At 65.4% G+C, this 13,914-nt stretch carries 13 protein-coding genes; 6 read left to right on the top strand and 7 right to left on the bottom strand.

Annotated features, from left to right (window positions below; translation table 11 throughout):
* Positions 1-96: 96 nt before the first annotated feature.
* From AB0H78_RS00990 to AB0H78_RS00980, 3 genes are read left to right on the top strand one after another with little or no spacing between them, the layout of a single operon-like run.
* Positions 97-1,491, top strand: a complete 1,395-nt coding sequence (locus AB0H78_RS00990; protein WP_363232049.1) for an NAD(P)-binding domain-containing protein — start codon at positions 97-99, stop codon at positions 1,489-1,491.
* A gap of 38 nt (positions 1,492-1,529) precedes the next feature.
* On the top strand, positions 1,530-1,991 hold the full coding sequence (locus AB0H78_RS00985) for an ArsI/CadI family heavy metal resistance metalloenzyme (RefSeq protein WP_363232048.1): 462 nt from the start codon (positions 1,530-1,532) through the stop codon (positions 1,989-1,991).
* Positions 1,992-1,997: 6 nt separating this feature from the next.
* Positions 1,998-3,209, top strand: coding sequence for an MFS transporter (locus tag AB0H78_RS00980; protein ID WP_363232047.1), 1,212 nt, complete (start codon positions 1,998-2,000; stop codon positions 3,207-3,209).
* A 183-nt stretch (positions 3,210-3,392) separates the two neighbouring features.
* On the opposite strand, the gene AB0H78_RS00975 is transcribed toward AB0H78_RS00980, so the two are convergent.
* The 7 genes from AB0H78_RS00975 to AB0H78_RS00945 all read right to left on the bottom strand — a co-directional run bounded on the left by AB0H78_RS00975 (position 3,393) and on the right by AB0H78_RS00945 (position 10,561).
* Positions 3,393-3,809, bottom strand: a complete 417-nt coding sequence (locus AB0H78_RS00975) for a hypothetical protein (protein WP_363232046.1) — start codon at positions 3,807-3,809, stop codon at positions 3,393-3,395.
* 215 nt (positions 3,810-4,024) lie between these two features.
* Entirely contained in the window at positions 4,025-4,684 is a 660-nt protein-coding gene (locus tag AB0H78_RS00970; RefSeq protein ID WP_363232045.1) for a hypothetical protein, read from the bottom strand.
* Between the two features lie 244 nt (positions 4,685-4,928).
* Positions 4,929-5,615, bottom strand: a complete 687-nt coding sequence (locus AB0H78_RS00965) for a DUF488 family protein (protein ID WP_363232043.1) — start codon at positions 5,613-5,615, stop codon at positions 4,929-4,931.
* A gap of 104 nt (positions 5,616-5,719) precedes the next feature.
* Complete coding sequence (locus AB0H78_RS00960; RefSeq protein WP_363232042.1) at positions 5,720-7,099, bottom strand: hypothetical protein; 1,380 nt, start codon at positions 7,097-7,099, stop codon at positions 5,720-5,722.
* A 443-nt stretch (positions 7,100-7,542) separates the two neighbouring features.
* Entirely contained in the window at positions 7,543-8,169 is a 627-nt protein-coding gene (locus tag AB0H78_RS00955; protein WP_363232041.1) for a DUF6009 family protein, read from the bottom strand.
* Positions 8,170-8,469: 300 nt separating this feature from the next.
* Entirely contained in the window at positions 8,470-9,699 is a 1,230-nt protein-coding gene (gene tcmP, locus AB0H78_RS00950) for a three-Cys-motif partner protein TcmP (RefSeq protein ID WP_363232040.1), read from the bottom strand.
* A 115-nt stretch (positions 9,700-9,814) separates the two neighbouring features.
* Positions 9,815-10,561 carry a phage Gp37/Gp68 family protein gene (locus tag AB0H78_RS00945; protein WP_363232039.1) on the bottom strand — a complete coding sequence of 249 codons (747 nt, stop codon included), beginning with the start codon at positions 10,559-10,561 and terminating at the stop codon, positions 9,815-9,817.
* 428 nt (positions 10,562-10,989) lie between these two features.
* Between AB0H78_RS00945 and AB0H78_RS00940 the strand changes: the two genes are divergently transcribed.
* The 3 genes from AB0H78_RS00940 (at position 10,990) to AB0H78_RS00930 (ending at position 13,832) form a co-directional block, all read left to right on the top strand.
* A complete protein-coding gene (locus AB0H78_RS00940; protein ID WP_363232038.1) occupies positions 10,990-11,670 on the top strand; it encodes a hypothetical protein in 681 nt (226 codons plus the stop codon).
* A gap of 366 nt (positions 11,671-12,036) precedes the next feature.
* Positions 12,037-13,272 (top strand): helix-turn-helix domain-containing protein, encoded by a 1,236-nt coding sequence (locus AB0H78_RS00935; protein ID WP_363232037.1) that lies wholly within the window; start codon positions 12,037-12,039, stop codon positions 13,270-13,272.
* On the top strand, positions 13,254-13,832 hold the full coding sequence (locus tag AB0H78_RS00930) for a flavoprotein (protein ID WP_363232036.1): 579 nt from the start codon (positions 13,254-13,256) through the stop codon (positions 13,830-13,832). Before AB0H78_RS00935 ends, AB0H78_RS00930 begins: the two co-directional genes overlap by 19 nt.
* Positions 13,833-13,914 lie beyond the last annotated feature (82 nt).

Here is a 13,914-nt window from a genome sequence, read left to right as displayed (position 1 = left end):
ATCGATTCGATAAACGTCTATGTTGACGCTTGTCGAATCAGGTGCCATCCTGACCGCACGCCACATCGACAAACGTCGAAACAAAGGGGAATCACCGTGCCCGCCACCGCCAACGCCACAGCCGGCGCCACCGAGAACCTTCCTGTCGTCGTGATCGGGGCGGGCCCCATCGGTCTGGCCGCCGCCGCTCACCTGGTCGGACAGGGCATCGAGCCGCTGGTCCTGGAAGCCGGGCCGCAGGCCGGAGCGGCGGTGCGCGCGTGGTCGCATGTACGCCTCTTCTCCACCTGGGGCGAGGTGGTCGACCCGGCCGCCGAGAAGCTCCTCGCCCCCACGGGCTGGACCCGCCCGGACCCGGCCGCGTACCCCTCCGGCGGGGACTGGGCCGAGAGGTACCTCCAGCCGCTGGCCGACGCCCTCGGCGACACGATCCGTACGGGAGCGCGCGTCACCGGCGTCTCCCGCGCGGGCCGCGACCGCATCGTCGACGCCGACCGCGGGACCCAGCCCTTCACGGTCCACATCACCTGCGCCGACGGCCGCGAGGAGCGTCTCCTCGCCCGCGCCGTCATCGACGCATCCGGCACCTGGTCCACCCCGTCCCCGGCAGGTGCCGACGGCCTCCCGGCGCTGGGCGAGAAGGCGACCGCGGACCGGATCTCCTACCAGGTCCCGGACCTCAAGGACCCGTCCGTACGGGCCCGTTACGCGGGCAGGCGCACCGCCGTCATCGGCTCCGGCGCCTCCGCCTTCACCGCGCTGGCCACCCTCGCGGACGTGGCCGAGGGCGCCCCCGGCACCCACGCCGTATGGATCCTGCGGCGCGGCATCTCCGGCTCCACCTTCGGCGGCGGCGCCTCCGACCAGCTGCCCGCCCGCGGCGCGCTCGGCCTGGCCGCGAAGGCCGCGGTCGACGACGGCCACGCGGACGCGGTCACGGGATTCCGTACCGAGACGATCGAGCGCGACTCCGAGGGCCGGCTGATTCTGGTGGCCGAGGACGGACGCCGCCTCGATGCGGTCGACGAGGTCATCGTCCTGACCGGCTTCCGCCCCGACCTCTCCTTCCTCTCCGAACTCCGCCTGAACCTCGACGAACGCCTCGAAGCCCCCGTGGACCTGGCCCCGCTGATCGACCCCAACCAGCACTCCTGCGGCACCGTCTACCCCCACGGCCACAACGAGCTCTCCCACCCCGAACAAGGCATCTACCTGGTCGGCATGAAGTCCTACGGCCGCGCCCCCACCTTCCTCGCCATGACCGGCTACGAGCAGGTCCGCTCGGTCGCAGCCGCGCTCGCGGGCGACCCGGAAGCCGCCGACCGCGTCGAACTCACCCTCCCCGAGACCGGTGTCTGCGGCGGCGCGGGCCTCTTCGACACCCCCGAAGCCGAGCAGGGCGAGTCCACCGGCGGCTGCTGTGCGACTCCCGCCACCCCGTCTCTCATCCAGCTCGGCGTCGGCGCTCCGGCCACCTCCGGAGGCTGCTGACCCACGTCCGGCCCACCCCGCCCAGTAGGAGGTATTCCATGTCCCGCGTCCAACTCGCTCTCCGAGTGCCGGACTTGAACGCGTCCATCGCCTTCTACAGCAAACTGTTCGGCACCGAACCGGCCAAACTCCGAGACGGCTACGCCAACTTCGCGATCACCGAGCCCCCGCTCAAACTCGTCCTGATCGAAGGCACCGCTGAGGAGACGACCCGCCTGGACCACCTCGGCGTCGAAGTCGAGTCGACCGACCAGGTCCATGCGGCGACTGGACGCCTGGCCGAAGCGGGCCTGGCGACCACCGAGGAGAACGACACCACCTGCTGTTACGCCCTCCAGGACAAGGTCTGGGTCCATGGCCCCGGCCAAGAGCCCTGGGAGGTCTACGTGGTCAAGGCCGATGCCGACAACCTCACCAAGCAGCGGAACAGCCCCTGTTGCACCACCGCTGCCGACGCGGAGACCGCCGAACCGGTAGCCGCAGGCAGCGGGTGCTGCTGACCGCCGATGGCTGACGTCCGCATCAGCGGGGCCGCGACCGACACCGAATCCTGGTCGCGGCCTCGCGCCGTCCTGCCCGCGCTCTGCGCCACCCAGATCACCAGCTGGGGCATCGTCTACTACGCCTTCCCCGTCCTGAACCCAAGGATCACCGCAGACACCGGCTGGTCCACCACCTCCACGACCGCCGCCTTCTCCGGCGCGCTCCTGGTGTCCGCCCTCGTCGGGATACCGGTCGGCCGCATCCTCGACCGCCAGGGCCCACGCGCGGTCATGACGGCAGGCTCCGTGCTCGCCGTCATCGCGCTGCTCACAGTGGCACACGCCACCAACATCCTCGCCTTCGCCGCAGGTTGGACCCTGGCAGGCATCGCCATGGCGGCCACCTTCTACCAGCCCGCCTTCGCGGCCGTCACCCGCTGGTGGGGCGACCAACGCATCCGCGCCCTCACCGTCATCACTCTCGCAGGCGGCCTCGCCTCAACCGTCTTCGCGCCCATCACCGCAGCCCTCGCCGCCCACCTGGACTGGCGCACCACCTACGACATACTCGCCATCACGCTGGCTGTCGTCACGATCCCGGCGCACGCTCTGGCTCTACGAGCACCCTGGCCAACTCGTCCATCGCCACTTCACTCGCGCCGTGACAGGACGGCCGAACCGATAGTCCGCACTCGCCCGTTCCTGCTCCTGGCCGCCGCCCTCACCCTCAACGGCTTCGCGATGTACGCCGTCGTGATCGCGCTCGTCCCGCTCCTCACCGAACGCGGAGCGAGCCCTGCCGTCGCCGCATGGGCCCTCGGCCTCGGCGGTGCCGGCCAGACCCTCGGGCGCATGGCCTACGCCGCCCTCGCCCGCCGCACCGGCGTCACCACCCGCACAACACTCCTCATCGCAGCAGGCGGCGCCACCACGGCAGCACTCGGCCTCGTACCTGGACCTATTCCGCTCCTCGTTCTGCTCGCCGTCACGGCCGGCATGGTCCGCGGCAACCTCACCCTCTTGCAGGCCACAGCCGTCACCGACCGCTGGGGCGCCACCGACTACGGCCGCCTCTCCGCACTCCTGGCGGCCCCCGTCACCATCGCCTCCGCCCTCGCCCCTTTCGCCGGCGCGGCCTTGGCGCACGACCTGGGCGGCTACCCGGTTCTGTTCGTCCTTCTCTCGGCGATCTCGCTCGCGGCGAGTGCTCTGGCCCTCGCGTCCCGACCTCGTTGAGGCGCGCCTCGCGGTGCCCCAGCTTCGCGAGAGAACAGAACCCGAGCAGCTAGTCGCCGCAGTTCGCGGCGTACCCCGCACCGGGCGCCTGCGAGAAGCCGACCAAGATCTTCTCCCAGATTTGTCCCAGGGGGCCGACTGCCTGCGGGCTGAGCGGCGCGGTTACCGCAGCCAATGTCCGTATCAGGTGAGGCTCTTGCGGCGCGCGCGCATGGAGTATGTCGTCGCCCCGCCCGGCCTGCTGCTCCTCGACCAGCCGCCGCTCGTGGCGATGGCCCAGCCCTTCTGCTCCTTCATTTGCGCGGCGAAGGTACGGAGGTCGTTGATGGAGCAGCCGCAGGTGAAGGTGACGTCGATGTCGAGGTACTGGCTGCGAGGGTTGTCATCGCCGTACGGCGCCTTGATCCATTCCACCTTGTGGATGTGGTCCTTCAGGCCCGTTCGATCCTCGTCATGCTTGATTCCGAGTGCCTTGGCGAACTCGTCCAGGACGTCGATCTCGAAGAGGTCGCTCGACCACTGGCCGGGCCAGACGGCGAAGAGCCGGGACTTTCCGGCGACCGCGCGCTCGTAGGCGGCGCGCTGGTCTCCGTGAGTCACGGTGCCGTCCCCATGGACCTCGATGTAGCACGTGGTACTTGAGGTGTACGGGAAGTCTCTGCCGGATGCGGCTGCGCTTCGTGGTTCCATCGGCCCCCCATGTGGCTCTACGACGGTGTGCTTCGTTCGATGCCAGTGAACAACAGGTGGGCGCTGCCGGGGCACATCTGGTGAAGGGACTGACGGCATCCAGTGAGGCGGCAAGTTGGGCCGGCTCACGTGTCGAACAGGCTCTCCTGGACGTTCTCGACGACACCCCGATGCGGGTAGTGCAGGCCCAGCAGCATGAAGGTCTTGGGGCGAGAAGCGACGTTGCCCACGAAACAGTGCACGGCCTTCTCCGGAGTGATCATCCGGTCGAACCAGCGCTCACGCAGCTTGTCCTGCACGGCTTGCTTCCCATATCGACCAAGGAACTTGCGATACGACTCGCCGGCCTCCCAATCTCTCAGCCCCATGTCGTGTCCGCTGCACTGCTCGTCGGCGCATCGGAAGGAGTATCGAAATTCCAGCGGTACCCACTCCAACTGGCGGAGGTCCTGGTCGATGAGGTCCAACTGGTTGGCGATGGCGGCTTTCGATGCGGACCAGGGCTCTGCGGGCTCGAAGCGGAAGCCGGTGAACTCCGCCGGGCGGAAGATGCCGAGTGAGGTGCCGCGTGCTGCTTGGTCCCGCTTGATGGCGCACAGAGATGGGGCCACGAGTGGCCGGACATGTGAGAACCGCTCGTGCCAGCCGTCCGCCGTCCCGATACGGTCGATGACCTTGAGGGTCTCCAGGTTGGGGCGCAGGCTCTCGGGGCGGCGGTCCCCGCGGTGCCGCTGCACGTCCACTTCGACGATGGAGTACTTGGCGAACTGGCTGTCCTCGCCCAAGAGACGGAAAGGTACCGGGAAAAGGCGCACGTGTTCTGGCGCCCCTTGGTCCAGCCGTATGCCGGCCACGCAGCTCGTCTCGTGGTACTTCGTGGACAGCTCCGGATACGTCTTGACCGTGATCATGATGCGTGCCCGCTGCCAAGTTCCAACCATTGCCGCCCCCAACTCCCCACCACCTGCGGGAGATTGGAAATCATGGCCGGTGTGAGCGCAAGGGGGCGTGCAGGCAGAGCAGGTGTGGTCAGGCCAAGGGGGTAACTTGCAGCGAGGTGCGTTTGCGGAGCGTCTCCAAGACGACCTGGCGGTGGCAGCGCTCCTCGTCCTTCTCGAAACAGAGCACCGCGACGCGTGACTGAACGGCGTGTTCCGCCAACGAGTCGAGGTCGGACTGGGCAGTGTCGGAACGCAGCAAAGTCCGGAACTTGGCGCGTCCCTCGGTGATGCGTCCCTCCCAGAACGGTGCCCGGTTGTCCTTGGGATTCCCCAGGCCACGCAGGTGGGTGTACTCGATTCCCGCCTCTCCGAGGGCCTGGTCGAGGCGGGTCTTGCTGAAGCCTGGCTTGCGGCTGATCGGTGTGAGACGCACGTCGGCCACCACGCTGATCCGCGCGTCGAGGAGAGAAGTAACGAACGAGCCGATGTCCCGGCCCTCGTACCCGGCAGACCATAGTCCTGGGCTCGCTTTGCACTGGTGGAACAGCTCGTCGAGGGAGAGCTGTAGAGCTTCCGCGAGCGCACCCATGGTGAAGAAACCTGGCTGGATTGCTCCCACGTTCTCAACGCGGGCGAGCGTGCTGACGGAGATGCCCGCTTCCTCGGCCAGGCGCTCACGCGTCCATTCGCGCTCCTCGCGCAAACTGCGTACACGCTGTGCAAGCATTCGGGCACGAGCGCGCTCGTCGGGATTTGCAGGGTGACGATGGGCCATGAAGCCGGAGCTTAACGGAGTTTCGCATCACCACTTGGCACGCGGTGACACCAATTCCCAAAGACCGCAGCACAGTTGGTGGTGCAGCACTCATAGAGGTCGCGCTACGTGGTGGGTGGGAGAATGCGCATCGCCATGACGGAGCCGTCGGGGCGAATCGACACCGGCCCCCACTTCGGGGCTGTCGTTGAGGTTGGCCAGTCCGCCCGCTCTCGGTATACCTCTTGCCTGTACGACGCGACGTCTCCGTGCTCCAGGTGGTTGAACAGTGGCTCCGCCAGGCCCGAGAAAGCTTCCACGCGGGTCTTGTTGAGACGGAAGACATGATCGGTGCCCACGAAATTGGTGCCGTGGATCGTGTACTCCGCGTCCTTCACGCTGTCGGCACCTGCATACATCGGCAGGTCGAAGTGCCGTTTGCCCTGTTCTTTCGTCAGGTACTGAGCGGTGGGCCGCCCTCCTCCTGTGAATGCGGTCAGCGCGGCTGCCTCCGTGCGGGCCAGCACCTGACTGAACCAGCCGAAGAGATCGGTGCTCACCTGAAACCCGAAGTCGTTGACGTCGCTGCTGCGCGCTTGTGACGGCATCTTCATGGTGGTGTGTTCGTTTCGGTCCGTGAGCTCGATATCCAGGTTCGGTGTGTCCTTCTCCCCGCGGCCAGGCCGGAGCAAGACCTCTCCAGGCGCCTCGACTACGTGTACGACGATGCTTCCCTTGTCGGCGAGCTCGGTACCGAGGAGGAATCCGGGAGTGCGCCCGTAAGCCCCGATATGTACCGAATCCAGGTGGGCCGTGCCTGTCGCAAGCTGGGCGTACACCTGCGCGGGCTTGCCGTGGGTCCCCTTGCTGGCGATCAAGAACACACGAGACGGTTCCCCTGGCCGCCAGACCTCCAGGATGAAGTTCGGACGCCGAAGCAGGGCCTCCGGTCGCCGACCCTTCGCGGGGCCCTTGTTCCTGAGGGCCCAGCCGGCCTGCAAGGCGATGTCGGAGTCGATGAGGGAGACCATGTGGTCGGGATACCGGTCCTTGAGGAACTGCTCGGCCACGAGGACGGCGAAACCGATGCCGATCTCCGACGATTGGTTCGCTTTGTAATACCGTTCCGGGTTCCGTCCCTCACTCGACAGTTCCAGGTATCCCGCCCGGTCCTGACCGAGTGCCTGGCAGTACTTCAAGCTCTGCCAGTGTTCGGCAAGACCCCGGCCTGCTCCCTGCCGCGCCAGAACGAGCCCTCGCCCGATGGCATGCAGTGCCTGCCAGGGGGTGATCTCGATTGTTTGGGCGGCACCGCGCCCCTGGACTGGGCGGAGGCCCGAGCGTCGGCGCAGGACCGGTAGTTCTTTTCCCTTGCGCTTCTTGTCCTCTGCCTGCGCTTCGGTCGCCACGTTTTCGACCAGGTCCCGTGACGAGCGAACCTGCACGTGCGCCCGCCTGGTCAGGCCGTCCAGGATCTGTGCTGCCGGCTTCGCTCCATCAGTCATAGCTCCCCCTCTGACCGTGCTCCGTCAGTGCCGTCCAGGGCCGGACGGTATGGCTGAGTCAGTGGGCGCACACAAGTGCGCATCCATGAGGGGCTGGCTGGTTTGCATCTGCGTGGGGCGGTAGAGACCGCCGCCGAGTCGAAGCCGACGTGGGCCGGGCGGACAGCTGGGAGAACCCGACCAAGATCTTCTCCCAGATTTCTCCCAAACGATCTCCGGAGACGCAGAAAGAGCCTGACCCTCAGAGAGGATCAGGCCCTTGACCTGGTGTTTCAGCTGTCGGGGTGGCGGGATTTGAACCCACGACCTCTTCGTCCCGAAGCAATCCGATCATGTCGTTGCGCTGTGATCTGTACGGGCCTGAGCTGGAGGAACTGTCCCTGAACGTCCGTGGTTGTGCGCTGCGGTGCGAGCCCGTTGTGTGTCAGTTGGTGTTACACGCTTCAGGTCTCGTCCTGTGCGGCCGGCGGATCAGGGAGCGATGCCTTGTTGGCCACGGCCTCAGCAATCGCGGCCACAAGTTGCTCCGAGTGAGTGTTCAGCCATCGCGTAAAGGCCTCGCTTACCGCGGCTCCCATGGTGTCCGGGACCGAGACGTTATGCAGGTAGAGCCAGTCGGCGAATGCTTCCTTGACTGCTTGCTGTGTGGCTTCGTGCTTCGCGCCCATGGCGCTCTCAGGCTGCGAATCCGTCTCGCTGTCTGGCGTCACAGGGAGGCGGCCGCCCCAGGCGCGGTCAGTCAGGTCGCCCCAGACGCCCGGGGCGACAGTGCGGGGATCAACGCCCTCGCTTGGGGTGGTGGTCTTGTAGGTCCCACGAGGCTGTTCGGAGCGGTCGTAATCCTTCACCCAGAACACGCGTCGGACGAACCCGCCCGGCGAATCTCCGCTCGGAGAGCCCGGCTTGAGTACGGAGTACCCGACGCGACGGCCTTGTCCGCGCCAGGACACAGGACGCCGACGGGTGCTGGCGTCGACAACGAGCGTCTGGCGTACGTAGTCGAACGTACTGATGTCCTCGGTCCAGATGATGCCGTCTTCGTGGCAGATAGCTTCGCGATCTTTGGTCACGCTGTTCCCTCCCCGGGTGCGTTGTGGCAGGAGAGATTCCCCTCTGTCGGCCTCGGCACTCATCACGACAGAGGGGACACAAGAGATCAGTACGGAAGTCGCCTTCGGCGCCTACGCCCTCAGGGGTCGGCTTCGCCGACGGGCTGCAACACCCCGGGGTGTTACAGCCCGTCGGGACTGGACAGCCCGGACAGCTGCTGTTTCTGCTGTCCGGTTGGTTATCCCAGGTCAGAAGGTGTATCCGGACAGCCGGACAGCTGGGACACCGATCCATGCAGATTGCTATCCGCTACCTCCTGGCTATCGGCGGATGGTTGGTCGCGTGATCCGCATGCTCGGTATGGATCCCTTCCCGTCGCACGCAGTCCTGCCATCCTTGTGTAGTTCCTTGATGGCTGCCCGGATGTGCATCTGCCGCGCCTCGCCCAGAGCGCTTCCCATGATCTCTTCGTGATAGCGATCTACGCCGACGACAGCGCGCTGCTGCAGCAGACCGAGTATGTTCCGCTTGATTTCATCAATCCATCCACGCGCCCTCTGCTCCTCCTCTTGCTCGAAGAGGTCGGATTCGTCGAAGAGAGTGCCGTTCCTCGACGGAGGGAGGATCTCGCGGCGCCATTGCGCTTGGGCGTGGCTAATTGCCTCACCGAAGAGCCAGAGGCCATCTCGGTGGCGGCTGAACAACACCAAGTGGTAAGCCGGTTGGTGGTGCTCTCGATTGCGCACTGGGAGGGTCCATGAGTGAGCTCTAACGGCGGCTCCTACTCGTTGAGCGAAGCCACCAGCGATGCGCTCGACTGCCTCGCGGTTGTCAGCTGAGTCCAAGAACTCGTCGCGCCACCAGTCTCCTCCGCAGGCCGCGTCCATCGCTTGGAGGGTTGCTTGCTTCCCTCGTGGTTCTTTGGTGCTGGTCAGCAGCCCACCAATGCGGCGTACGGCATTGGCGTTGAAGTTCAGCAGCACTTCGGTTGCGTCCCGGCCTGTAGCCCCAGCGGGTTCCCGTGATCCAAAGAGTTGGGTGGTCAAGGCGTCGAAGCTGAGCCCCAATCCGAATGGGTCGATGAAGGCAAGTAGTGGTGCCCCCTGGGCCTGCTCTAGCACGTAGCTCAGATGCTTCTCGACCTTGCCGCTGAGCGCCTCCGCCGTAAGACCGCGCCCGCGGGCCTCTGAGACGAGCTGGTCCAGTCGCCTGTAGTCCGCTCGGCGCCGTTCTATGAAGTAGCAGTCGAGCTGGCGGATGCTGGCTACCTCGGCGGCGGAGTCCAAGATCAAAGCTGGCGACCCGGGTGTCCCGTCCTCGTAGCGTCCCGGACCTGCGTATCCGTCGAGGTACACGACTCGGCCGCCTGGTGCCCACCGGCCTACCTTGGCGGCGAAGGGCTTCACATACCGCTGGAGAATCTCGTGTTTCAAGAGGGCGGCTGCCTTCTTGCTCACAAAGAACTGGCGTGTGGCATCGGTGACTTCCTCGCCCGCCGACTCGCCACTGAGTAAGAGCTCTTCGCCATCTGCAAACTCGGGCTCGATCAAGATCCCGCCCCCTCCATGTTGGATGCAGTTGCATCTGACATTTTGGGTCGGGTCGCGCGCGAGCGCATCCATCTTGCCGTGTTCGATTGGACGAGTTCTCGGGGCTGAGTCTGGCCTAGGCCTTGACGGGAGCGGGGAGTTCGTCCCAGGTGCGACCCTGCAGCAGACGCCCGTTGGCCTTGGGGGTGCGTCCGCCCCACTGCTTGAAGAAGAACGCCACACCGTCTGCCTGGCACGCATCACGGATCGAGGTTGCCCAGTCCTCGTGCATCGGTCGGTGACGAGGGCCGGATTCACCCCCCGTGATCACCCAGTGAATCCCGTCCAGGTTCAAGTTCCTCAAGGGGCCGAGCAGGGGCTCACACGAGAGGAACCGAACTGCGGCCGGCACTAAGCGCAGGTCGTCAACCCGCGGTAGTTCCTTCGCAGTCTCGACTGACACCCCCATCCACAGGTTCGATGGCCACTCCAGGCGATCGGCAACCTGGCGCAGGCGGTGGGCTCGTTTAGTGAGTACTTGATATGTGTGCTGGGGGGTATCGGCCATGACCTGAAATACCTGTTGCACGTAGTCAAGCGGTACGCGCGCATGGAACAGATCAGACATGGAGTTCACGAAGACGGTGCGAGGACTACGCCATTGGTACGGCACCTGAAGGGCGTCCTGGTGTAACGAGACGCCGAACCCTGGTCCGGATGTTCGTGGGTCCCCGTCGGTTTGGTACTTGCTTGAGCCCATTGCCTTCAGCCGCTTTGACAGCGCCAAGGCATAGCAGTTGTCGCACCCCGGGGAAACGCGATCGCACCCGGTTGTGGGATTCCAGGTGGCTTCCGTCCACTCGATGCTGCTGTGATCGCTCACAGACTGCCTCCCCTCCTCGCACCACACACGTCTCACGGTCGTGTGCGACTACATCAACGACTTAGGCCCGGATCAGGCACCTCATCCAATCACTCGGGCTCCGATGCTTGGGCTCTCTCCGCTACTTGCTGCTAGGTCAAACCGCCTGCACCATGCAATCGAGCTTGTGTTCGATTCTACGGGGTTGGTGGGCATATGGCACCAGTAAGTTCGGCTGTTGTGTGGCGACGAAGCTTGAGCGTGTGACTCCGAAGTCTGAGGAGACGTAAAGCTGTGCCACCGGGGGTGGTTGATTGCGGTGATCGCAGCACCTCAGGGGAGTTGCCCCGGTAGCCTGCGGACTGGTCTGTTCTATGAACATGCGGTCCCACACCATGCGGAGGCACTAGATCGTGGCGTTGCATCCCCTCCAAGGCCCGCTGGACCGCATGGTTGACTACCTGAGCGACGCTCAGCGGCTACATGATGTGATCCAAGAGCGTCTCCAGCAGACGACGGCGGACCGCCGTGCGAAGGGGAAGACTGGCGGTGGACAGCCGGGGAAGCAGCACTCTTCCCTGAATCGTGCCGTCGTAGTGGCTGCCGTTGGGGCGCTCGAAGCATTCAACGAAGATCTTGCGTTGACCGCGCAACCACTCGATCCGCAGGCAACTCCGCCATCGCCCTGGTACCAGATCGATGGCAAGTACGGGATGGTGCAGACGCCGAGCCCCTACAACCTGCGCAAGCTCTATTGGACCTTTTTTCGATACGACCCGACGCCCGACTGGGAGTGGGCAGTAGAGGTTGCCCCTGCCGAGTTGGGAAAGGGCAGTACTTGGCGAGTAGGAGCCACGAACTACCAAGGGGCCGATGCCGCGTCGTTCCTGGACGCCATGGTCAAGGTTCGTCACGGCTTCGCTCATCAAGACAAGGCTCAGAAGCCTCCTGCCTATGCGGGAATCGTGACGCTGACTCCGGCTGCCAAGATTTCTATCCATTCACACCACGCCAGGAACGCCCTCAGCGTCCTGCTCCAGTTTGCTGTGCTGACTACGCACGGACTGGCTGATCAACTGCCGATCGCAGGGCGATTTCGATGGTCCAACAAGATGGTGGCCGCAGGCTGAGGGGACCTGCTTCGGAGTACGCCAGCGGGCACCATGGTCACAAAGAACTGGAAAGGCGCGCCCTCGCTGTAACTGGCGAAGCCCGTGTCCTTCGGCGTTGGCCCACGCTGCAACACGCTGAGGCGCAGGGCGCTGACGCCTCAGCGACCATTGTTGGCCGCGCCTTGCGGTAGATAACAGGCTGGACGCTGGGGTCAATTGGCACGCCTTCGGTAGCGGCCATCGCAGACCCGGACAGTCCGTCCGGGTTCCTTTGAGTCACGTCTTTCACTATCGAGTGAAGCAGGCAGGTCAGAGACCGTCTGTCCGCTTCGCCACCGCCTCGGTACGGTGAAGCAGGCCCCTACTCGCCAGGAGGCAGTACGCATGCGTGGTCTTGGAGATCACCTCAGCATCGGGGAACGGATCGCCTTCTACCGCAAGCGCCGTGGCTACACCCAAGAGGTGTTGGCTGGGCTTGTGGGCCGTAGCACTGACTGGCTTGCCAAGGCGGAGACCGGCCGGCGTCAACCGCCCCGCATCGACATGCTTGCCGAGCTGGCGCGGGTGCTGCGGATCTCGCTCGGGGACATCGTCGGGCAACCCGTCCTGATGGAAGACGACAAACAGCAGGACGACGTACCGGCCGTACGTGATGCGCTCATGAGCCCACGTCGTCTCTCCCGGCTGCTCTTTGGCCCGCAGGCCGATACGCAACTCCCCGCCCCCGGGCCGGTAAGGCCGATCGTTGAGCGGACGTGGGACGACTACCAAGCGGGTCGGCTTGGGAGCGTAGTAGCTGCGCTCCCTGGCCTGCTCCAGACGGCTCAGGAGTTGGAGGACCGGGCGGTCCGTTCGGCAGAGGAGCGCCGGGACTGCTGGGCTGTCTCGGCGCGGGCCCATCATCTCGCGGCGACCACCCTGGCGAAGGTGGGCGAGTCAGATATCTCTTGGCTCGCTGCTGAGCGTGCGATGCGCGCGGCGGATGAGTCTGGTGATCCGCTGGTACTCGCATCTGCGGCGCGGTCCGGCACTCACGCGCTGCTTGCTAACGGTCGCTATGACGACGCGATGGAGCTGGGGGAGACCACTGCCACGTGGCTGGCACCTCAGATCCAAGAGGATGACCCGGAGGCTCTGAGCCTGTTGGGCATGATCTATCTGCGTGCGGCCATCGCTGCGGCTCGCCACCAAGACCGGGGCACCGCGACGAATTTGCTTGGGCGTGCGGAAACACTGGCCAATCGGCTGGGCTCCGACGCGAACCACTGGCAGACAAGCTTCGGGCCGACAAACGTCATGCTCCATAGGCTGTCGGCGGAGCTCGACTTGGAGAACATCTCGTACGTTGTGGAACACGGTCAGGTCGATGTGGACCACATGCCACCGGAGCGCGGTGTCTCCCACCGGATCGACTACGCCCGCGCGCTCACCCTCGCGGGTCGTGGGGACGACGCCTTCACTGAGCTGCGCACCGCAGAGAGCACATCGCCTCAGCTCGTGCGGAACAATCCCCGGGTACGGGAGACGTTGCGTGATCTCATCAAGCAGTCCCCCGTGACGGGTGGAGCCCGGTCAGCCGAGGTGTTCGTCATGGCTCAGCGATGCAAGGCGGTGCAGTGAGTACGAAAGCGCGCGGGGTGCTTGGAGTCGTGGGTACAGGGGCCGGCGGAGTGGAGGCCTTGCGGACAGGGCTTGTTGAGCCCGCACTCGATCGCGGTTGGCAGGTGGCGGTGACGCTGACGCCGACCGCGGGCGAGTGGCTGCGGGCGCTCGGAGAGGTCGAGAAGCTGGAAGACTTGACGGGCCTGCCCGTACGCGATGCGCCGCGGCTGCCGGGGGAGGCGCGACCGCACCCGCCCGTGGACTGCTTCGTCGTTGCGCCGGCCAGCGCGAACACGGTGGCCAAGCTGGCAGCGGGAATCGCCGATAATCAGGCGCTCACGCAGGTAGGGGAGGCGATCGGCACCCTTGATCTGCCAGTCGTTATCTTCCCGCGCATCAACGCTGCGCACGCGCGTCATCCCGCGTGGAATCGACACATCGAAGCGCTGCGCGAGGCTGATGTACGTCTCGTCTACGGGCCCGAGGTCTGGCCCCTGTTCGAGCCGCGCGAGGCGACACCCGGCAGGGGGCTCCCTTGGGGAGCAGTGCTGAACATGGTCGACGCCACCTGTTGCTGATGCTTCGTCAACCTGCTTGACCTGCAAGGAGATAGGACCCGGACACACTGTCCGGGTCCTCTGCATTTCCCGGTCGCATGCT

It is taken from the genome of Streptomyces sp. NPDC050738 (genome assembly GCF_040654175.1).
Classification (GTDB): domain Bacteria; phylum Actinomycetota; class Actinomycetes; order Streptomycetales; family Streptomycetaceae; genus Streptomyces.
The sequence above is the reverse complement of the archived record's forward strand: the minus strand, read 5'-3'. Positions and strand labels throughout refer to the sequence as shown.